This window comes from Thermoanaerobacter sp. CM-CNRG TB177 (genome assembly GCF_018588165.1).
GTDB lineage: Bacteria > Bacillota > Thermoanaerobacteria > Thermoanaerobacterales > Thermoanaerobacteraceae > Thermoanaerobacter > Thermoanaerobacter thermocopriae.
The window spans coordinates 13,868-35,187 of sequence record NZ_JAFCAC010000086.1 but is presented as its reverse complement, the minus strand read 5'-3'; the positions used below and the strand labels follow the sequence as shown (position 1 = coordinate 35,187).

Genomic DNA, 21,320 nt, shown 5'->3' with positions numbered 1-21,320 from the left:
GATGAAGAAAGATGTGTGGAGATTTACAGGCATAAGGCGAAAATTGTTAGTTTATTACCTCCTAATCACTGTTTTAATGGGTATCACAAGCTTTTATTCGTATTATAATGCGAAGTCAGTTATAAATCGTTTAAAATCAATTTTTGTGGATTATATATACCTTAACAATTTAAATGCCGATGTAAACACGCTGGAAACAGAAGTGGAGAAGTATTTATCTACCAAATCCTCAGATGCCCTTTTAAATTATTATACTCTCTATAACAAGCTTCAAGAACAAGCCTCCGCTATTTTAAATGAAAAAAACTATGACCAGGATGGTTTAATGTTAAAGGATATAGGAAATATGATTGAAAGTCTTTTGAATGAAACTGACGCGGCAATAAATGCTAAAAGAGGTAGGATAAGCAGCGAATACATTGCGCATTTTACGAGGTCCATTAGAATAAGCGAATATATAAAACTCTACATTAACAATCTTCTTAACAGCAAATTGCAAGAGGGCTCTTTAAAGTACGCTTCTATATCAAAGAACATGGAGTTTATAAGCTATTTGAATGTGTTTTTAATAATAGGTTCTATTCTTTTTAACATATTTCTTGCAATATTTTTTACCTATCGAATTACAAAACCTCTTATGGACCTTTCTTATTTGGCAGTGAGAGTTTCAAAAGGAGATTTTGATGTACGACCGGTAGAAATAAAGACAAACGATGAGATAAGCATCCTTGCAGAAGCTTTTAATAAGATGGTGGTAAGTATAAGAAATTATATAGGTGAAATAAAAAATCAGGCAGAAGTGGAGAAAAAATTAAAAGAGCAAGAAATGCAGAATCTCAAGATGAGAAATATTTTAAAAGAGGCAGAACTTAAGGCTTTGCAATCCCAGATAAATCCTCATTTTCTATTTAATACCCTAAATGCAGCTGCACAATTGGCAATGATGGAGGGGGCAGATAAGTCTTCGGAGTTTATAGAAAACGTTGCAAAGCTTTTTAGGTATAATTTAAAAAAATTGGATACTACAGTTACATTGCAAGACGAAATAAACAATGTAAAGACATATATGTACATTTTAAAAACAAGATTTGGAGACAGAGTTGATTTTAAAGTAGAAGTAGATGAAAAGGTTTTAGATGTAGAAATGCCTTGTACAATAATTCAGCCCGTAGTGGAAAATGCTTTTATTCACGGATTAGAGGATGTAGAAGAAGGAGGCTTTATTAAACTTACCGTAAAAAGAGATGATGATAAAGTTTTAATAGAAGTTGTTGACAATGGGAGGGGAATGAGCAAAGAAAAAGTAAAGGCAATATTATCAGCAGACTATGAGGATTTGTCCAAAAAGCATGTTACAGGTATTGGATTGCACAATATCATAAACAGGCTAAGGCTTTTTTATAACATTTCTGCTATACAAGATGTAATTGAGATAGATAGCAAAATAGGAGAGGGAACAAAAGTTACTTTAAAAATTCCTTTAATGAAGGGTGATAAAGAAAATGATTAGATTGTTTATTGCGGATGATGAGCAAATAGTTATAGATTCAATTAAATTTATCATAGAAAAGAATGATGTAAAAGCTGATATAATTGGTTTTGCTAAATCTGGAAGAGAAGCCATTGAAAAAGTGGAAATTTTAAAACCTGATGTAGTTTTTATGGATATAAAGATGCCAGGAATAGATGGAATTGAAGCCATAAAGCAAATTAAAGAAAGGCATAAGGACATAATTTTTGTTATTATTACCGCTTATGAGTATTTTAATTATGCGAAAGAGGCAATAGACCTTGGAGTGTTAGATTATCTTTTGAAACCTCTTAATAGAAATAAAGTTGTAGAAGCTATAAAAAAAGCTATTGAGGTGATTGAAAAAAGAAGAGAGGCAATGTTAAAGGAGTTAGAGTTAAAGGAGAAACTCAATAAAATTATTCCTTATTTAGAAGGGCAATTTTTGTATACTACTCTTTTTAGTGGTATAACCTATGATGACTTGTCCTTTTATGAAGAAATATTTGGAATTAAATTACAACGTGGTTATGCTATGATAGTAACAGTAGATGATGTTGACAACAACCTCAAAGGTCAAACTCTAAAATTAAGCATAGATAAACAGAATTTTTATGATCATTTTAAAACAATTGTAAAAAATATAAAAAAATGTTTGGTAGGTTACTTTTTTATTGACAAAGTATTTGTGTACTTTCCTGTGGTGGAGGAAGATTCATTTGAGATTAAAAATGATTCTATAGAAACAGCGCAGAAAATAATAGAAGCTATAAACCAAAAAGTGAAAATTCCTTACAGGATTGGAATAGGTAGAGCTTACAATTTCGAAAATATTTTGAAATCTTATTATGAAGCAGAAATGGCATTAAAAATGGAAAAAAATGAACTGATTGCACATTTTGATGATATTGCAATGCCACAGAATAGATTTAAGCCTTATCCTATTAATAAAGAAAGACTTTTTATTGATAGGCTTATGGCTGGAGACCTTCAAGGATCTTTTACTATATTTAATGAAATTTACGAATGGATGGTTTTGGAATACCAAGAGGATGTAGATAAAATAAAGTCCAAACTTATAGAAATAATCGGTGTTATTAAAAGGAATCTTTCCTATTATGTTGAGGAGGAAAAATTTATCGAAAACCGAGAACTGGAAGAAATTTTAAAAATAAACGACGTTGACAAAATAAAGTTTATATTTATCAACACTCTGAAAAATCTATTCGACAGCATAAAAACTATCAACAAAGAAAAAATGGATACCCTTATGACAAAAATAATTAGATTTATAGAGAACAATTTCAACAAAGATATTACACTGGATGACGTTGCAAAAGAAGTTAATATGAGTTACCACTATTTCAGCAAATTTTTCAAAGATCAAACTGGAAAAAATTTCGTCGATTACTTGACAAATTTGAGAGTAACTAAAGCCAGAGAACTTTTAGAGGATGAGAGTGTAAGCATAAAAGAAGTGTGCTACAAGGTTGGCTACAGCGACCCAAATTATTTTAGCAAGATATTTAAAAAAGCTACAGGGATGACGCCTACAGAGTACAGATTGGCTATTTACAAAAAAGGGGGTGTAGTTGGTGGAGAGTAAAAATGTAATCAAAGTGATAGTAGCAATTGTCCTGATGATTATTTTTGGTGTTTTAGTTTTTTTGACTGTTAAGCATGTAGTAGCATATAGAGAGGTAAAGAGTGTAAACTCTAACTTAGATAAAAAAGGGCACAAAATTAAAATTGGTTTTTCTCTTGGTACCTTAAAAGAAGAAAGATGGATAAAAGATAGAGATATAGTAATGGCAAAATTACGGGAATTAGGGGCAGAGGTTTTGGTACAAAACGCTAATAATGATGACCAAGACCAATTAAAACAGGTGAGATACCTTTTGGACCAAAAAATTGACGTACTTATCATTGTTCCAAATGACCTTGAAAAAGCCTCTTATGCGGTATCATTGGCACAAAAAGAAGGGGTAAAAGTGATATCCTATGACAGGCTTGTTACAAAATCAAATGTAGACCTTTATATATCTTTTAACAACATAAAAGTTGGGAAACTGATGGCGGAATATTTAGTGAAAAGAGTACCGAGAGGGAATTATTTAATAATAAATGGTGCTACGACGGATAACAACACAAAAATGATAAAGGAAGGATATGACAGTGTTCTAAAGCCCAGAATTGAAAGTGGAGATATAAAAATTGTAAAAGAAGACTGGGCACCTAATTGGATGACAGAATACGCTTTTAATTCTACAGATGAACTGCTGCAAAAGGGTGTGAAAATTGATGCCGTAATAGCGGGGGATGATGCTTTAGCGGGAGGAATTATAGAGGCTTTATCAGAGCACAGATTGGCGGGAAAAGTATTGGTTGCAGCTCAAGACGCTGACCTTGCTGCATGTCAAAGGATAGTGGAAGGAACTCAGGCTATGACAGTGTACAAACCAATTGATAAATTGGCAGAAGCTACAGCAAAAATGGCTATGAAACTTGCGAGAGGTGAAAAATTAGACGTTAAAAATACCATATATGACGGGAAATATTACGTTCCTTATTATGTTCTTGAACCAATTGCTGTTGATAAAACTAATATAGATGATACTGTAATAAAAGACGGTTTTCACAATCGCGATGAGGTATACAGAAATGTTGCTAAATGATTATTCAGGCTTTAAGCCTGTATTTTTTTGTCTTAAAAAATTACAGATAAGTAAGTTAAAAAATTTAAGTTGCCAAAAAAGTAAAGGATAACAAAAAAAGTTCCAGAGGCAATTTGAGGGGGGAGGTAGAATTAATTATTAAAATAAAATTTTAGAAAGGAGAGGTAATGTACAATGAGTAACAAGCGCAGACTTATAGTAGTAGTAATAGCATTCCTATTGTTAGTATCTGCTTTTCTTGGTGGTTGTTCTTCTTCCTCAAAACAAACTTCTAATTCCTCAGAGCAAACTTCTGAGAAAAAACAATTGGCCGTTGGTATTGTATTACCGACAAAAGATGAACCCAGATGGATTCAAGATGAGACACGCTTTCAGGATGCATTAAAGAATACCCCTTATTCTGCTGAAATTCTTTTCAGCCAAGGTGACCCTGCTAAAGAAAAAGCTAATGTAGAAACTTTGCTAAGTAAAGGTATAAAAGTACTTATTTTGTGCCCTCACGATGCAAATGCGGCAGCAGCTTCTGCAGAGGCAGCTAAAAAAGCAGGTGTAAAGGTTATATCTTATGACAGGTTAATACTTAACACAGATGCAGTAGATTATTATGTCACTTTTGATAGTGTACAGGTAGGTAAAGAACAAGGTCAATATTTAGTTGATCATGCAACAGGTAAAGGCAATCCTCTATATCTCTATGCTGGTGCTTTATCTGATAACAACTCTTTCTTATTCTTCCAAGGAGCATGGGAAGTTTTACAGCCAAAGATCGCTGATGGTACTTTTGTAATTGCAAATTCTGACAAAGCAGTTGCATTAAAAGATAAAAAAGACTTAACTCGTGATGAAATGGCAAGTATTATAGGACAAATTACTACAAATTGGGATTTTAATACTGCTAAAAACCTTGCTCAGGCAAACCTTGCTAAGGCAACAAAAGATTTAAAGGGTAATGTATTTATACTTGCTCCTAATGACGGTACCGCAAGGTCAATAGCAGATACTTTTAAAGCAGATCCGGACATTAAAAGTTATGTAATTACTGGGCAAGATGCTGAAAAACCATCTATTCAATACATTATTGATGGCAAACAATCTATGACTGTCTTCAAAGATGTTAGGATTCTTGTTAAGGATGCAATAAATGCTGCTTTGACATATTTAGACGGAAAAACACCAGAATCTACAAAAACTTATAATAATGGTGTAAAAGATGTTCCTTCTAAACCATCTCCTGTACAAGTAGTAGATAAGAATAATGTAAAACAAGCCTTAATAGATTCGGGATATTACAAAGAAAGCGATTTTACTTGGCCTAAATAATGTTGGAGGTGTAAAGAATGGGTACCCCGCTTATAGAGCTTGTAAACGTAAGTAAAAGTTTTTCAGGTGTACAAGTATTATTTGGTGTAAATTTTAAAGTTCAACCAGGGGAGATACATTGTTTAGTTGGAGAAAATGGAGCCGGCAAAAGTACTTTAATGAAAATCTTAAGCGGGGTATACCCTTATGGTGAATACGAAGGAGAGATAAGACTTGAGGGATACCCTGTAAGATTTTTTAGCATAAAAGACAGTGAAAAAGCCGGAATTTCCATTATCCATCAAGAACTTTCTTTAGTTCCAGAGATGACAGTATATGAGAATATCTTTTTGGGAAATGAAATTAAAAAGGGAAGTATAGTAGATACTTTTGAGGAAATAGAAAGAGCACGACAACTTTTATTAAAAGTCAAAGGTGAAAATATTAATCCTACTGTAAAGGCTAAGGACCTTAGTGTAAGTATGCAGCAGCTTGTTGAAATAGCAAAAGCACTTTCAAAAAATCCCAAAGTGTTAATTCTGGATGAGCCAACTTCTGCTTTAAGCGAAACTGAAAGTGAAAATCTCCTTATTCTTTTAAAAGGACTTAAAGAACAAGGAGTTACAATTATTCTTATAAGTCATAGATTAAAAGAAGTTTTGAAAGTGGCGGATTCTATAACTGTTTTACGAGATGGGCAAACAGTAGCCTATTTTAATTGCAAAACTGAAGAAGTAGATGAAAAAAAGATAATAAAACATATGGTTGGAAGAGAGATTACAAATCTTTATCCAATGCCTATAGCCGAACCTCTAGATGAACCTATAATGGAAACTAAAAATTGGAATGTAGTTGAACCCAATACAGGCCGCTATTTAGTAAAAGATGCAAACATTGTATTAAAAAAAGGAGAAATAGTAGGGTTATTTGGATTAGTTGGTGCTGGACGTACAGAATTTGGACTTAGCCTCTTTGGGAATCCATATGGCTACATTATTTCTGGAGATATAATATTAAAGGGTAGAAAAGTAAAGTTTAAGACTCCGGAAGATGCAATTAAGCAGGGAGTGCTTTATTTAACGGAGGATCGAAAAGAAAAAGGGCTGATTTTGATAAACAGCATAAAGGAAAATATAAGTTTGGCGAATTTAAAAGCTTTGAAGAAAGGAATTACAGTTGATGAAGCCAAAGAGATAGAAATAGCCCAAGGTTTTCAGAAAAGACTTAATATAAAAGCTCGTAATGTTGAAGTTAATGTTTCTACTTTGAGCGGAGGGACTCAGCAAAAAGTTTTGGTAGCTAAAGGCCTTTTTGCTGAACCAGATGTCATTATTTTGGATGAACCTACAAGAGGTATAGATGTTGGCGCAAAATATGAAATATACACATTAATAAGAGAGTTAGCAAGCGAAGGCAAAGCCATTCTCCTTATATCCTCTGAATTACCGGAAATATTGGGAATGAGTGATAGAATATATATAATGAGCAAAGGTAAAATTACAGGGGAATTGAAATCAGAAGAAGCAAATCAAGAAATCGTAATGGCTTATGCCGTGAGCTAAAGGAGGGTTTAAGATTGAAGGAATTTATTCGCCATTTAAAAGAATTTTTGAAAGATCATGTAAGAGATTATGCTATGTTTATAGCACTTTTTGCAATAATGGCTGTTTTTGCGGCCCTCTCTGGCGGCGATTTTTTGTCACCTGTAAATATTAGTAATCTTGTGGACCAGACGGGATATATAGCTGTTCTTGCAATTGGAGAAACTTTAATTATTGTTATACGACATATTGACCTTTCTGTAGGATTTTTGTCTGGATTTTTAGGAGCAATTGCAGCTATATTGATGCAATTTTATCACTTTTCTGCTTTATCAGCCATTATAATAGTGCTAGGATTAGGAACATTAGCTGGATTACTAAACGGTTCGCTAGTAACCTACTTAAGAATCCCAGCTTTTGTTGCTACTTTAGCAGGTTGGTTAGCTTATCGTGGCGCTCTTTTGTTGGCTACAAAAGGATCTGGAACTATTATAATTACCAATAAAACTTTTAATGCTATAGGCAATGGTTTTATTCCAGACTTACCTTTTATAAGTAATATTTTACCTAATTATCATAAGCTTACATTGTTAGTGGGTATTGTAGCAGCAGTGCTAATTGTTTATTTTTCTCTTAAGAATAGAGACCAACAAATTAAAAGAGGATTTGATGTACTTCCACTAGACATTTTCCTTATCGAATTGCTTTTTATTGATGCTTTATTGTTATATATAACTTTTATTTTAGCAGCTCATCGAGGGATTTCATGGACCCTTGTAATTATGATAATTACCACAGTCATTTATAGTTTTATTACTAATAGAACCGTTTTGGGAAGACATATTTATGCAGTAGGTGGTAATCCTGAAGCGGCTGCTTTAAGTGGTATTAATGTTAAGAAAATTACTCTTATTGTGTTTGCCTCTATGGGTTTTTTGTCAGGCTTGTCAGGAATATTATTTGCATCCCGCTTGCAATCAGCTACAACTACTGCTGGTACTCTTTTTGAACTTTATGCTATTGCTGGAGCTTATATAGGAGGAGTATCTGCAGCAGGCGGAGTTGGAAAAGTAATCAACTCATTGATTGGAGCATTTGTTATGTCAACTTTGACTAATGGAATGAATCTTCTAGGAGTGGATATTTCGCTTCAATATATAATTCTTGGAATAGTTTTGGCTGCCGCTGTCATATTTGATGTAGCAACTCGTAGCAAGGAAAGATAAAAAAGACGGGTAGGTCCGTCTTTTTTATCCCCATTTTTCAATGGTTCACCTCTATTTGCTCCACTTTAAAACAGGATTTCTTGCTGCTAGTACCTCATCAACTCTTCTTACAGGCGTGTTATGAGGAGCTTCTTTTAATAATTGCGGATTTTCTTTTGCTTCCTCTGCTATTTTGATCATTGCTTCAATAAAAGCATCCAGTGTTTCTTTGTTTTCAGTTTCTGTAGGTTCAATCATTATGGCTTCTTCAACAATTAGTGGGAAATATATTGTAGGTGGATGAAAACCGTAATCTATGAGCCTCTTAGCGACATCTAATGTTCTGATATCATTGACTTTTTCTAAAAGACCTGCTAAAACAAATTCATGCATGCATACTTTGTCAACAGCCACTTTATAGTGATTTTTAAGTTTTTCTTTAAGATAATTAGCATTTAAAACGGCCATTTCGCTGGCTCTCTTAAGTCCTTCAGCTCCCATAGTCAGAATATACGAATAAGCTTTTACAAGTACATTGAAATTACCATAAAAGCTTCTTACTTTTCCAATTGAAAGTGGTCTGTCATAGTTTAGGGTGTACATACCGTCCTTAAACTCTATTACGGGCACTGGCAAAAAGTCAGCAAGCTCTTTTTTGACACCTACAGGTCCAGAACCTGGTCCTCCACCACCGTGAGGTGTAGAAAATGTCTTATGAAGATTTAAATGTACCACGTCAAATCCCATGTCACCAGGGCGTGTGATTCCCATTATAGCATTCATATTTGCACCGTCGTAATACAAAAGCCCTCCTGCTTCGTGTACTAGTCTTGCGATTTCTACTATATTTTCTTCAAAAAGTCCTAAAGTACTTGGATTTGTGAGCATAAGTCCTGCTACTTCCTCATTTAAAACGGTTTTTAACGCCTCAAGGTCTATTGCGCCTTCTTTAGTGGACTTAATTTCAATGACGTCAAAACCCGCAACTGTTGCACTGGCAGGGTTTGTACCATGGGCAGAATCTGGAACGATTATTTTTTTACGCTTTTTGTCATTTCTGTGCTCGTGGTATGCTTTAATTATCATAAGGCCTGTCAATTCGCCATGTGCACCTGCAGCAGGCTGTAATGTGAATTTATCCATTCCCGTTATTTCAGAGAGCATATTTTCTAATTCATACATGAGTTTCAAAGCGCCTTGTACAGTTTCTACTGGTTGATAGGGATGTAAAGCTGTAAAACCTGTGAGGGAGGCCATGTCTTCGTTTATTTTAGGGTTATATTTCATTGTGCAGGACCCTAAAGGATAAAAGCCTGTGTCAACGCCATAATTTTTATTTGACAACAAAGTGTAATGCCTTATTATATCTACTTCACTTACTTCAGGAAGCTCTATTTCTTCTTTTCTTATCATCTGTTCCGGGAGTATTTCTTCTAATGTCTTTTCCTCCACATCTAATTTAGGAAGAGTATAGGCTTTTCTTCCTTCCTTTGACAATTCAAATATCAATTTATTGTACTCCTTCATTTATATCACCTCCAGCAGAGCTTTTAATCTATCAATTTCTTCTTTTGTTCTCTTTTCTGTAAAAGCCAGTAACATTGTATTTTTGTATTTATCGTAATCTCTGTGGAGGTTGTATCCGCCTAGTATCCCGTTTTCTAAAAGCTTTTGATTAATTATGTCTATATCTATCTCACTCTTTATTGCAAATTCCATGAAAAATGGTTTAGTAAAAGCCGGTTTATACTTTCCTGATGCAGTAAGTACTGAAAAAGCGTAATGAGCTTTTTGTGTACATTGATAAGCTACTTCTTTTATGCCTTTTTTACCCATGGTTGCAAGATATACTGCAGCAGTCAAGGCATTTAAGGAATGGTTGGAACAAATATTTGATGTAGCTTTTTCTCTTCTTATGTGTTGTTCTCTTGCTTGAAGGGTAAGGACAAAGGCTCTTTTACCGTCTACATCTTTTGTTTGGCCTACTATTCTTCCTGGCATTTTTCGTACAAGCTTTTGTGTAGTAGCTAAAAAGCCGAGATAAGGACCACCAAAGTTTAACCCATTTCCAAGAGACTGACCGTCTCCTACAGCTATGTCTGCACCAATTTCTCCTGGCGATTTGAGTATGCCGAGGGGTATTGGATGTACATAGGTTATCAACATCGCCTTATTTTCATGGGTTATTTTCTCAATTTGCTGTAAATCTTCAATAATTCCAAAGAAATTAGGATACTGTACAATTACTGCCGCGGCATTACTCCCAATTTTATTTTTTAAATTTTCTATGTCAGTTACGCCTTCTGTGTCCTCTATTTCAATTACTTGTATATCTCTAAAGTGCATGTAAGTTTTTAAAACTTTTCGAGTTTCAGGATTTACAGTTTTTGAAACTAATATGGTTTTTCTTTTTGTGTTTTCACATGCCATAATTGCAGCTTCTGCACAGGCAGTTGCACCATCATACATTGAGGCATTTGTGACTTCCATTTCCGTGAGGTTGCAAATCATCGTTTGATACTCAAATATAGCCTGTAAAGTTCCCTGGCTTATTTCTGGCTGATAAGGAGTATATGCTGTGTAAAATTCAGAACGGGAGATTATGTGTTTTACAATGGAAGGGATATAATGATCGTATACTCCTGCACCTAAAAAACTTATCAATTCTTCAAGATTTCTATTTTGTTCAGCATATATTTTAATATGTCTTTTAAGCTCTATTTCTGACATTGGTTTAGCCAAATTTAGGGATCTATTTAAACGTACTTCTTTAGGAATGTTTTCGAATAGTTCTTCTACAGAGCTTTTTCCTATGCTCTTAAGCATTTCTTTTTCGTCATTAGAGGAGATGGGAAGGTAGGGAAACATATTCTCACTCCTCATCCAAGAATTTTTTATACTCTTCAGCTGTCATTAGATTTTCAAGCTGTGATCTATCTTTAAGTTCTACTAATATCATCCAACTACCATAGGGGTCATTGTTTACTAAAGATGGGTCATCAACAATAGCATTGTTTACTTCAAGTACTTTTCCATCTACAGGTGTGTAAACATCGGAAGCAGCTTTTACAGATTCTACAACTCCAAGTACATCCCCAGCATTAAGTTCTGCGCCTACTTCTGGAAGTTCGATGTACACTATGTTTCCTAAAGAATGCTGAGCATAGTCAGTTATTCCTATGTATGCTTTATCACCTTCTACTTTAACCCACTCATGGTCTTTTGAGTAATACAAGCCTTCTAAAACTTCCATAATTATACCTCCTCCTTACTTTTTATAATTTTTTTTGTAAAAGTTTTTGCTTATTATTGAAGCCTTAAGTGGCTTATTTCTTATCACAATTTCAATTTGATTTCCTAATTGGGCATATTTTGAATCAATCAATGCAAGGCCTATATTTTTCTTTAGTGTAGGAGAGAAATACCCTGTTGTTACATAGCCTATTTTCTGATTGTCAGCCCGCACTTCATAACCATGTCTTGGAATTCCATTGTCTATCATTTCAAATCCCACGATTTTCCGTTTAACCCCTTCCTCTTTTTGCTTAAGTAGAGCATCTTTTCCGATAAAATTGCCCTTGTCAAATTTGACGAAGAATTCAAAACCCGCCTCCAAAGGAGTTATTTCTTCTGAAAGTTCATTTCCGTATAGAGGGAGACCTGCTTCAAACCTTAATGTATCTCTTGCTCCCAAACCTGCTGGTTTAAGTCCATATTCTTTTCCAACTTCAATTATTTTTTCCCACAATTCTATTGCGTATTTATTGGGGATGTAAATTTCAAATCCGTCTTCACCTGTGTACCCAGTTCTTGAAATTAAGGAGTTTATACCTGCTATTTTGACATTGTCTTTGAAGTAGAAAAATTTAATTTGAGAAAGGTCAGTGTCTGTAAGTTTTTGAAGTACTTCTTCTGCTTTTGGACCTTGTATTGCAAGCTCTGAAATTTCATCTGAAATGTTATTTATTTCTACTGCATATACTCCTTTGTTGTCCTTCATCCATTTATAATCTTTTTCTATATTAGCCGCATTTACAACAAGTAAGAAGTGTTCATCAGAATATTTGTAGATTAATAAATCATCTACAACGCCGCCATTGTAATTGCACATGAAAGTATAAAGGACTTGGTTTTCTTTTAGCTTTGACAAATCATTTGTTATGAGATTTTGCAAAAAGGCAAAAGCTTCTCTTCCTTTTACAATTATTTCTCCCATATGAGAAACATCAAATAGTCCTGCAGCGTTTCTTACAGCTTCATGTTCAGAGATTATGCTTTCAAATTGAACAGGGAGAGCCCATCCTGCAAAGTCGATGATTTTTCCATTATATTTTTTGTAAAGGTCAAAAAGAGGTGTTTTTTTGAGACTATCCAAACATACCACACCCTTTCACAAAATTTAAAAGAGGAGTTATGATGAGCACAAAAAGACTAGGTGCCATCATAACTCCTCTGTTTTTAACCTGAGAGCTTCTACTTAAAGTATTGCTCCTTCGGTGCTCTTGCGAGCTTTCCAGAGGCCTATCCGATAGCGATACTTTTGCCTGAGAGCTTCTATAAAGGCTTGGCGGGCCTTTATATTTCCCCTTCGGCTATCTTTTTTTAAAGATATCTCTCGCTATCATCATCTAGAACAGTATTCAATTTTTTTAAAATATGCTATATTTTTATTATATTATATTCCATCAAATAGTCAATAATCGTTAACCTAAAACGAGGAGAGGTGGGTATGTTATATATTTACAATAAAAACACAAATCCCTATTTTAATTTAGCTGCCGAAGAATATATTTTAAAAGAATTCCAAGAAGAATGCTTCATGCTGTGGAGGAATGAACCCAGTATTATAATAGGCAAAAACCAGAACACGCTGGCAGAAATAAATTTGGATTATGTAAGACAACATAAAATTCCAGTTGTCAGAAGATTATCAGGAGGGGGAGCGGTTTTTCACGACCTCGGCAATTTGAATTTTACTTTTATAGTCAATGAGGATGTCAGTAGTTTCAGCGATTTTAAAAGATTTACACAGCCAATCATAGACGTGCTTAGAAAACTTTCTATCAATGCTGAGTTTTCTGGGAGAAATGACATAACAATTGACGGTAAAAAAATTTCGGGAAATGCGCAGTATTATTACAAAAATAGAATATTACACCATGGAACACTTTTGTTTTCTTCTAGCATTACGGATTTGTCAGCGGCACTGAAAGTGCGACCTGTAAAATTTGAAGACAAAGGTGTGAAATCTGTGTCTAAAAGAGTTACAAACATAAGTGAGCATCTAAAAGAGCCTATTACAATAGAACAGTTTATAGACCTCATTATGAATCACATTAGAGAACAAACCGGTGGAAGTGAAATGTATGAATTTACGCAAGAAGACATAAAAAAAATAGAGAAATTGGTTAGGGAAAAGTATAGCACGTGGGAATGGAATTTTGGAACATCGCCAGATTACAAATTTAAAAATGAGAAAAAATTTGCTGGTGGTACCGTTGAGGTAAATTTAAATGTAGAAAAGGGAATAATAAAAAATGTAAAAATTTGCGGGGACTTTTTTGGAAAATACGATGTTTCAGAGGTAGAAAACCTTTTGAAAGGAGTAAAGCATTCAGAAGAGGAAATAAAAAAAGTACTTTCAAATATTGATATAAACGATTATTTGGCCAACATAACTGTTGACAATTTAATAGAAGTGATGTTTTGATAAAAAATACCTTTAGATTGTTGAATTTTTAACTAAAAAGTGATAAGATATATATAGAAGAAATTGTTAAATAATTATCGTTTTATTTTATCGAAATTACCCCCTCCCCAATGGGAGGCTTATACAGAAGATACAATTTGTTTGATTGACGAAATAGAAAGAATTGGAGGTATATATAGATGGACATAGAAATAAAAGTACCTGCTTTCTCAGATACGATGAAAAGTGGACGAATTACAAAATGGTACGTGGAAGAAGGACAATACGTAGAAAAAGGGGCTTGTTTGTGTGATATAGCAGTAAATAAAGTAAATTTTGAAGTATACAGTGACTATGAAGGCATTATTTCAAAAATTGTTTGCCATCCTGGGAGTACAGTGGAGCCGGGAGATGTTATTGCAATAGTTACACAGTCTGAAGAAGTAAAGCCTTCTGTCACCCAAAAGGAAATTAAATATGAATACAAAGAATATGATTTAGCTGTCATAGGGGCAGGTCCTGGAGGATATGTTGCTGCTATTAAAGCTGCTAAAAAAGGTGCAAAAGTAGCTTTATTTGAAAAGGATAAATTAGGTGGTACCTGTCTAAATAGAGGATGTATACCAACAAAAGCTTATGCAAGAATTGCCGAAGTGTATGACATTTTAAAACGAGCTGGAGAATTTGGATTTGATGTAAAAGTAAACTCTTTTGATTATACTCAAGTTGTAAAGAGAAAAGATGGTATTGTAGGAGAGCTTGTTGAAGGCATAAATGCTTTACTTAAAGCCAATGGAGTGGACTTGTTTTACGCTGAAGCAAAAGTTGACAAAGAAAAGAATGTACTATTTGGAGAAAACAAAATTAAAGCGAAAAATATTATCATTGCAACTGGGTCATCACCTGCTGAACTTCCTATCGAAGGCATTAACTCCAAAAATGTCATGAATAGTGATACTATTCTTGAAATGACCTCTTTGCCACAAAGTTTATGCATTATAGGTGGCGGGGTAATAGGCATGGAATTTGCTTTTATAATGAATCAATTTGGAATAAAAGTTTCTGTTGTTGAAATGATGCCTGACATTCTTCCCACCCTTGATAAAGAAGTAAGTTCTTTTATTAGGGCAATAGCTCAAAAAAGAGGAATCAGGATATATACTTCTTCAACAGTTGAGAGAATAGATGAAGAAGAAAACGGAGGAAGTATAGTAACAGTTAAAAATGGTGAAAATATAAAGCGCATATACGCAGATAAAGTGTTTGTGTCTATAGGGAGGAAGTTAAATACAGATATTGGCCCAATTACGGAACTATTAGAATTTGAAGGAAGAGCTATTAAAGTTGATAAGCACATGAGAACAAATGTAGAAGGGGTTTATGCTATAGGTGATGTCACAGGCAAAATGATGTTGGCACATGTTGCATCAGCACAAGGAGAAGTAGCAGTAGATAATATTTTTGGTGAATCAAGTACATTAGATTATATGAAGATACCTGCAGCAGTATTTACAGAGCCAGAGATTGGGTATTTTGGCTATACTGAAGAAGAGGCGAGAAACAAATTTCAAGATGTAAAAGTAGGAAGATTTAATTTTGAGCACAACGGAAGGGCTAAGACATATGGAGAGACAGAAGGTTTTGCAAAAGTGATTTCAAATGAAAAGGGAGAAGTAGTTGGCGCCTGGGTGGTAGGTAGTGGAGCTTCTGAACTTATTCACATACTTTCAACAGCCTGCCAAGAAGGTGTGGATGCGGAAGCTTTGAAGAAAGTGGTTTATGCCCATCCTACCAGGAGCGAAACGATTATGGAAGCTGTTAAGGACATTTTTGGGGAGTCTATACACAAAGTGTAATTTTAACGCCATTTATCTATATGCTTTCAGAGCTCTTATAGAGCTTCCGAAATAAATAAAATTTAAAAAATAAAAGGAGGAGTTTGAAATGGCAATTGAAACCTTCAAAGCGGTTTCAAGAAAGTTACCAGAGGGGTTAGCAGTTGAAAGCGAGGTAAGAGGCTTTAAAATAATCTTAGATGAGCCTAAAGAGCTAGGCGGTACAAACAAAGGAATGAATCCTGTAGAGGCTTTGCTTTGCGCTTTAGGTTCTTGCCAGACAATTGTGGCATCAGTTTTTGCAAAGGCAAAGGGTATAGATTTACAAGATTTTTGGGTAGAATTAGAAGGAGACCTTGATACAGACGGATTTATGGGAAAAGCTGGTGTAAGACCAGGATTCCAAGAGATAAGATTTAAAATGCACATAAAAACAGATGCTCCAAAAGAAAAAGTAGAGGAATTTGCAAAGTTTATAGAAAAGACTTGCCCAGTAGGAGATTCACTAGCAAATCCAGTAAAATTAGTTTTGTCAGATGTGATTGTTGAATAATAATCAAAAACACTCCACCTTTTTGCGGTGGAGTGTTTTTGACATTTAATTAATTTTGCTATTTTTTCTTTTGAGAGTTCAGTGATTTCTAAAGCATTTTTAATTCAACAATTTTTTTATTTCCTCTTTCGATAACTCTGTAATTTCCGCTATTTCGTCAATATCCATGCCTTTCTCTAATAATTTTTTTGCTACAGCTATTTTTCCTTCTTTTTTGCCTTTTTCTATACCTTTTTCTATACCCTTTTCTATACCTTTTTCAATTATCATTTTATATGTTTCTGACTCCTCTAGTCTAAACATCTTTTCCACCTCCCTAAATACTCTCTCAATAACTTCCTTCTTATATACTATGCCAGCCAATATTTCTGCTTTAAAAGCTATGTTCCTCTTTTTATCTATATCTACTTGTATGTTTTTTATTGCTTTCACGCATTTTTCCAGATATTTTTCTCCTTCTTCTTCACGTCTTTTTTTATCTATCAACGGAAGCAGCGAATACAAATCATAATAATTAGTTTGTGTTATCTCCGAAAATTTTATATTCCCGATATCAATTATTTTATATCTGTAATTTAGCAAATTTTCTTTGCTAAAATTAAAATTAATGCTATCAACCATCTTGAGCTCATGTCTACCCAGATAGATTACCACCTGATAAGGCATTAGATTATACTTTTCTATTACTTCAATTGCGTATCTTAACATTCTATATGGCATTTTATTGTCATTGCTTGATTGAAATTCTATGTGTACAGCAATATCTCCTGTGTCTGTGGTGCATTTGAATATCATATCACTTTCTCTTTTTTCAATTTTTGCGAACTCTATATTAAGTTCATCTATTTTGACGGACGTAAGTCCCAAAAAATAACTCATTATATCATCTGCCATGTCAGAAAAGATATTTTTCATAGCAATGTCATATTTTTGTGACATTTGATTTCTTCCTTTCATTTCTCATCCTCACTGTCTTATAAACATTATACCATAAAAAATTAAAAGATACGCATATTTTGAATTTTTATTTAAAATCTTACAAGTGAATAAATAGAGGATTTTTAAGATTTCTGTAGAACTATAATTAATAAAACTATTATTTTAGGAGGATTAGAGATGAACTTTGAAGACAGAGTGGCAAAAAGAGCAAAGTCCATAGAAATATCTACCATAAGATATTTCTTTAACATGGCTAGAGAGGTACCGGGAGCAATATCCCTTGCTATCGGAGAGCCAGATTTTGTAACGCCTCAGCACATAAGGGAAGCAGCGAAAAAAGCCCTCGATGAAGGTAAAACAGGATATACTGTAAATCCAGGGCTTATTGAACTAAGGCAGGAAATTTCAAATTATCTCAAAAGAAGGTATAACCTTTCTTACAATTCGGAAACTGAAATTTTAGTCACAATTGGTGCTACAGAAGCAATATACGTCGCTTTAAATACTTTGGTAGAGGAAGGAGACGAAGTATTAATTCCAGAGCCTTCATTTGTGGCATACCATCCTTGTACAATACTCGCAGGCGCCAAATCTGTTTTTGTGCCAACATATGAAGAAGATGACTTTGTACTAAGGGCAGATGTTTTAGAAAAATACATTACAGACAAATCAAAAGTATTAATTTTACCATATCCTAACAATCCAACTGGGGCAGTAATGCCAAAAGAGGCGATGGAAAAGATAGCTGAAGTAGTTAAAAAACATGACCTTATTGTGGTTACTGATGAAATTTATTCTGAGCTAATATATAGTGGTTTTGAACACGTAAGCTTTGCTTCTTTAAAAGACATGTGGGAAAGAACAGTTACTATAAATGGTTTCTCGAAGTCATATGCGATGACAGGATGGCGTCTGGGATATATAGCTGCACCGGAATATTTTGTAAAACACATGACAAAAGTTCACCAATATAGTGTAACAGCGGCGGCTACAATGTGCCAGTATGCTGGAATTGAGGCTATAAAAAATGGGGATGAAGATATTTTAAAGATGAGGGAAGAATACGACAGAAGAAGAAAGTATTTACTTCAAAGTGTGAGAGAAATGGGGCTTGATTGTTTTGAACCAAAAGGTGCTTTTTATATATTCCCATCAATAAAAAAGACAGGTCTTACCTCAGAAGAATTCGCTAAGAGACTCCTTTTTGAGGCAAAAGTTGCAGTTGTGCCAGGAAACGCCTTTGGAGAAAATGGGGAAGGATATGTTCGAATGGCTTATGCAACCTCTATGGAAAACCTAGAGGAAGCAGTAAAAAGAATGAAAGAGTTTATGTCCAAGTTTTAAAAAATAAAATGCGGAAGGTGAATAGCATACCTTCTGCATTTTTATTATTATTTTTTTATTTAGTTTACTTTTGCCACATTTAAATTGCAAAATGTTAAGCTTTTCATTATCGTAGAAATAAAGTATAATTTGAAATAAAAGAGGTGATAATTATCACACTCAATGAAAGATGTACTCAAATTCTTGTTAAACTTATCAATTCTAATGCGCCTATTAAAATTTCTGACCTTGCAAAAATATTCAATGTAAGCAGTAGAACTATAAGATATGACCTTGATACAATCGATGAGTTTTTAAAGTACAATAATTTGCCACAATTGATGCGAAAACCGAATGTAGGTGTGAAATTTTCTGAACTATTGGAACACAGAAATAAAGTTTTATCTCTTCTTGATAATCTTAATATTTATTATTACAACTTATCTCAAAAAGAAAGAGTAAATATCATATTAAGTGAACTTATACAGCAAAAAGACTACATCACTATCAATAGCATTGCAGATAAATTGATGGTGTCAAGAAGTACCATTATAAAAGATTTAAAAGATGTAAGAGAGTGGCTTACACGTCATGGACTTCAGTTAAAGTCTGTACCGAAATATGGAATCAAAGTTGTGGGGGATGAAAAACAATTAAGACGAGCCGCGATAGAACTTCTAACGGAGGTAATTGACGTTAATAAGGCGCTGGATATTGTAAAATCTCCGATTTATACTCGTTCTAGTGTAGGAATTGATAAACAAATTACCAAGCTGTTTGAAGATATAGACATACCTTATATCGAAGAATGTATACAAATAGCAGAAAGAGAACTGGAAACGGTTTTTTCTGATGCTGCATTTTCTGGCCTTGTAATACACATAGCAATAGCAATTAAAAGGATACAACTTGGGAAAGACATAATTATGCCAAAAGAAGAATTAAAAGCTTTAGAAATTACAAAAGAGTTTGCTGTAGCATCAAATATTGCAAAAATGTTGGAGGACCATTTTAAGGTTTCTATTCCACATGATGAAATTGGATATATTACAGTCCATCTTCTAGGAAGCAATGTTACAAAAACGCGACCTTACGCTAATGAAAATTGGGTTGAGTATCAGCTATTAACAGAAAAAATTATTAGGAATGTTAGCAGCAAAATAAATCAAGATTTGTCAGGAGATAGGCAGCTTTTTGAAGGGCTTTTAGACCATTTAAGACCGACAGTATACCGGTTAAGACACGGCCTTAAATTAAAAAATCCTATTTTGGATGAAATTAAGGCAAATTATAGAAAATTGTTTGAGATAGTAAAAGAAAGTCTAAAACCTTTAGAAGATTATACAGGCAAAGAATTAAATGACGAAGAAATAGGTTATTTTACAATACATTTTGGCGCTGCGATTGAAAAGCTAAACATTGCTAAAGCACCAAAGCTTAATATACTCGTCGTATGTGGTACAGGAATAGGTACGGCGAAACTTCTTTCTTCGAGATTACAATCAGTTTTTGATGTAAATATAGTAGATACTGTTGCATACCATCAGGTAAAAGAAATATTGAAAGAAAAAGATATAGATTTAATAGTATCTACTGTCCCGATTCCTTATGAAGGTATTAAAGCTATTGAAGTAAATCCCCTTCTTACAGAAAAAGACATAGAATTATTAAAAAGTCTTATTATTAAACCTAAGGTGCAACATACAGTTATTGACGATTTGATAAAAATAATAGAAAAGCATTGTGTCATAAACAATCGTGAAAAATTGATGGAAGATTTATCAAAATTTTTAAATAAAGCATCATATGAAAATGCGAGAGGAGTTGTACAACCAGTGTTAAAAGACCTTTTGACGAAGGAGACTATAAAACTAAATGTTGAAGCAAAAGATTGGGAAGAAGCAGTGAGGATAGGAGGTGAGTTATTAGAGAAAAGCGGAGCAATTGAGCCAAGATATATTGATGCAATGATAAACACTGTAAAAGAGATAGGCCCTTATATTGTCATTGCACCAGGAATAGCAATGCCTCACGCAAGACCAGAAGCAGGTGCAAAAAAAATAGGCATGAGCTTAATTACACTAAAAAATCCTGTTAACTTTGGCAATAAAGAAAACGATCCAGTAAAAATTGTAGTATGTTTATGTGCCATAGACCATTCTTCACACCTTAAAGCATTGTCTGAATTGGTGGAGCTTTTGGGGGATGAAAGGTTTATTTCTACTTTATTAAATTCAAGTTCTCAAGATGAAATATTTAATTATATAAGATCTAACAAAGAAGGAGGAGAAGAACTTGATTGATGTAAAAGAAGCTATTTGTAAGACCTGGTGCAGGCGCTAAGAAATAGGCATGAGTCTGATTGCATTAAAGAGATGCTAAATGATGGCAGCGCCAAGTTTATTGGCAAATTTATCTCTGTTAAAATTGTGCTCCATCGTCCCTAAATGCCTATATGTTATTCCTGCTGGTGGATCGGCTAGTTTTATATCTTTCTCTTAAGTGATTGAGTAATCAAATTGGGCATGAGTTTGATAAAATTGTCAATTATATGGATTTTGGAAACAAAGATAATGTTCCTGTAAGTGTTGTAATTAGCTTAGGTGCTATTGATAATTATTTACATAGTAAAGCTTTATCAACACTTGTGAATTTGTTTAATGACAAAGAAAAAGTTGAAATTTTAAGAAATGCTAACCCTGCAGAGGATATATTACCTTTATTAAAAGATAAAAACGAGGATTAAACCGG

General features: G+C 33.9%; 17 protein-coding genes and 1 riboswitch. Of the genes, 12 read left to right on the top strand and 5 right to left on the bottom strand.

The window, feature by feature from the left end; translation table 11 throughout:
* Position 1 precedes the first annotated feature (1 nt).
* From I4N53_RS10490 to I4N53_RS10465, 6 genes are all read left to right on the top strand, one after another.
* On the top strand, positions 2 to 1,510 hold the full coding sequence (locus I4N53_RS10490; RefSeq protein ID WP_214496191.1) for a sensor histidine kinase: 1,509 nt from the start codon (positions 2 to 4) through the stop codon (positions 1,508 to 1,510).
* Positions 1,503 to 3,116, top strand: a complete 1,614-nt coding sequence (locus I4N53_RS10485; RefSeq protein ID WP_012994402.1) for a response regulator — start codon at positions 1,503 to 1,505, stop codon at positions 3,114 to 3,116. Before I4N53_RS10490 ends, I4N53_RS10485 begins: the two co-directional genes overlap by 8 nt.
* Positions 3,106 to 4,185: a substrate-binding domain-containing protein gene (locus I4N53_RS10480; protein WP_214496190.1), complete on the top strand. Its 1,080-nt coding sequence runs from the start codon at positions 3,106 to 3,108 to the stop codon at positions 4,183 to 4,185. The genes I4N53_RS10485 and I4N53_RS10480 overlap by 11 nt, the downstream gene beginning before the upstream one ends.
* 174 nt (positions 4,186 to 4,359) lie before the next feature.
* Entirely contained in the window at positions 4,360 to 5,505 is a 1,146-nt protein-coding gene (locus tag I4N53_RS10475; RefSeq protein ID WP_214496189.1) for a sugar ABC transporter substrate-binding protein, read from the top strand.
* A 17-nt stretch (positions 5,506 to 5,522) separates the two neighbouring features.
* A complete protein-coding gene (locus I4N53_RS10470) occupies positions 5,523 to 7,046 on the top strand; it encodes a sugar ABC transporter ATP-binding protein (protein WP_214496188.1) in 1,524 nt (507 codons plus the stop codon).
* A gap of 14 nt (positions 7,047 to 7,060) precedes the next feature.
* Complete coding sequence (locus tag I4N53_RS10465; protein WP_214496187.1) at positions 7,061 to 8,251, top strand: sugar ABC transporter permease; 1,191 nt, start codon at positions 7,061 to 7,063, stop codon at positions 8,249 to 8,251.
* A 51-nt stretch (positions 8,252 to 8,302) separates the two neighbouring features.
* Here I4N53_RS10465 and gcvPB read toward each other — a convergent pair whose 3' ends face one another.
* The 4 genes from gcvPB to gcvT are packed head-to-tail and all read right to left on the bottom strand — an operon-like array spanning position 8,303 to position 12,605.
* Positions 8,303 to 9,757: an aminomethyl-transferring glycine dehydrogenase subunit GcvPB gene (gene gcvPB, locus I4N53_RS10460; RefSeq protein ID WP_214496186.1), complete on the bottom strand. Its 1,455-nt coding sequence runs from the start codon at positions 9,755 to 9,757 to the stop codon at positions 8,303 to 8,305.
* The gene (gene gcvPA, locus I4N53_RS10455) at positions 9,758 to 11,098 is read right to left on the bottom strand and encodes an aminomethyl-transferring glycine dehydrogenase subunit GcvPA (protein WP_214496185.1); all 1,341 of its coding nucleotides are present in this window, start codon (positions 11,096 to 11,098) and stop codon (positions 9,758 to 9,760) included.
* Positions 11,099 to 11,102: 4 nt separating this feature from the next.
* Positions 11,103 to 11,483, bottom strand: coding sequence for a glycine cleavage system protein GcvH (gene gcvH / locus I4N53_RS10450; protein ID WP_012994409.1), 381 nt, complete (start codon positions 11,481 to 11,483; stop codon positions 11,103 to 11,105).
* Between the two features lie 15 nt (positions 11,484 to 11,498).
* Positions 11,499 to 12,605: a glycine cleavage system aminomethyltransferase GcvT gene (gene gcvT / locus I4N53_RS10445; RefSeq protein ID WP_214496184.1), complete on the bottom strand. Its 1,107-nt coding sequence runs from the start codon at positions 12,603 to 12,605 to the stop codon at positions 11,499 to 11,501.
* A gap of 147 nt (positions 12,606 to 12,752) precedes the next feature.
* A riboswitch (glycine riboswitch) is annotated at positions 12,753 to 12,858 on the bottom strand.
* A 101-nt stretch (positions 12,859 to 12,959) separates the two neighbouring features.
* Between gcvT and I4N53_RS10440 the strand changes: the two genes are divergently transcribed.
* The 3 genes from I4N53_RS10440 to I4N53_RS10430 all read left to right on the top strand — a co-directional run bounded on the left by I4N53_RS10440 (position 12,960) and on the right by I4N53_RS10430 (position 16,307).
* A complete protein-coding gene (locus tag I4N53_RS10440; RefSeq protein WP_074665520.1) occupies positions 12,960 to 13,940 on the top strand; it encodes a lipoate--protein ligase in 981 nt (326 codons plus the stop codon).
* Between the two features lie 179 nt (positions 13,941 to 14,119).
* On the top strand, positions 14,120 to 15,775 hold the full coding sequence (gene lpdA / locus I4N53_RS10435; protein WP_214496183.1) for a dihydrolipoyl dehydrogenase: 1,656 nt from the start codon (positions 14,120 to 14,122) through the stop codon (positions 15,773 to 15,775).
* 88 nt (positions 15,776 to 15,863) lie between these two features.
* Complete coding sequence (locus I4N53_RS10430; RefSeq protein WP_214496182.1) at positions 15,864 to 16,307, top strand: OsmC family protein; 444 nt, start codon at positions 15,864 to 15,866, stop codon at positions 16,305 to 16,307.
* Between the two features lie 99 nt (positions 16,308 to 16,406).
* Here the strand turns inward: I4N53_RS10430 and I4N53_RS10425 are convergent, their stop codons facing one another.
* The gene (locus tag I4N53_RS10425) at positions 16,407 to 17,246 is read right to left on the bottom strand and encodes an Rpn family recombination-promoting nuclease/putative transposase (RefSeq protein ID WP_214496216.1); all 840 of its coding nucleotides are present in this window, start codon (positions 17,244 to 17,246) and stop codon (positions 16,407 to 16,409) included.
* A 177-nt stretch (positions 17,247 to 17,423) separates the two neighbouring features.
* On the opposite strand from I4N53_RS10425, the gene I4N53_RS10420 reads away from it, so the two are divergent.
* The 3 genes from I4N53_RS10420 (at position 17,424) to I4N53_RS10410 (ending at position 21,315) form a co-directional block, all read left to right on the top strand.
* Positions 17,424 to 18,590 carry a pyridoxal phosphate-dependent aminotransferase gene (locus I4N53_RS10420; protein ID WP_214496181.1) on the top strand — a complete coding sequence of 389 codons (1,167 nt, stop codon included), beginning with the start codon at positions 17,424 to 17,426 and terminating at the stop codon, positions 18,588 to 18,590.
* Positions 18,591 to 18,724: 134 nt separating this feature from the next.
* The gene (locus I4N53_RS10415) at positions 18,725 to 20,872 is read left to right on the top strand and encodes a PRD domain-containing protein (RefSeq protein ID WP_214496215.1); all 2,148 of its coding nucleotides are present in this window, start codon (positions 18,725 to 18,727) and stop codon (positions 20,870 to 20,872) included.
* A 203-nt stretch (positions 20,873 to 21,075) separates the two neighbouring features.
* Complete coding sequence (locus I4N53_RS10410) at positions 21,076 to 21,315, top strand: PTS sugar transporter subunit IIA (protein WP_050749451.1); 240 nt, start codon at positions 21,076 to 21,078, stop codon at positions 21,313 to 21,315.
* Positions 21,316 to 21,320: the final 5 nt, after the last annotated feature.

Bases quoted from the DNA above. Each gene is read 5' to 3' on its own strand.
- gcvPB (WP_214496186.1), bottom strand. From the start codon at position 9,757: ATGAAGGAGTACAATAAATTGATATTTGAATTGTCAAAGGAAGGAAGA.
- I4N53_RS10420 (WP_214496181.1), top strand. From the start codon at position 17,424: ATGAACTTTGAAGACAGAGTGGCAAAAAGAGCAAAGTCCATAGAAATA.
- I4N53_RS10475 (WP_214496189.1), top strand. From the start codon at position 4,360: ATGAGTAACAAGCGCAGACTTATAGTAGTAGTAATAGCATTCCTATTG.
- I4N53_RS10490 (WP_214496191.1), top strand. From the start codon at position 2: ATGAAGAAAGATGTGTGGAGATTTACAGGCATAAGGCGAAAATTGTTA.
- gcvPA (WP_214496185.1), bottom strand. From the start codon at position 11,098: ATGTTTCCCTACCTTCCCATCTCCTCTAATGACGAAAAAGAAATGCTT.
- I4N53_RS10440 (WP_074665520.1), top strand. From the start codon at position 12,960: ATGTTATATATTTACAATAAAAACACAAATCCCTATTTTAATTTAGCT.
- I4N53_RS10485 (WP_012994402.1), top strand. From the start codon at position 1,503: ATGATTAGATTGTTTATTGCGGATGATGAGCAAATAGTTATAGATTCA.
- gcvH (WP_012994409.1), bottom strand. From the start codon at position 11,483: ATGGAAGTTTTAGAAGGCTTGTATTACTCAAAAGACCATGAGTGGGTT.
- I4N53_RS10430 (WP_214496182.1), top strand. From the start codon at position 15,864: ATGGCAATTGAAACCTTCAAAGCGGTTTCAAGAAAGTTACCAGAGGGG.
- I4N53_RS10470 (WP_214496188.1), top strand. From the start codon at position 5,523: ATGGGTACCCCGCTTATAGAGCTTGTAAACGTAAGTAAAAGTTTTTCA.
- I4N53_RS10425 (WP_214496216.1), bottom strand. From the start codon at position 17,246: ATGTCACAAAAATATGACATTGCTATGAAAAATATCTTTTCTGACATG.
- lpdA (WP_214496183.1), top strand. From the start codon at position 14,120: ATGGACATAGAAATAAAAGTACCTGCTTTCTCAGATACGATGAAAAGT.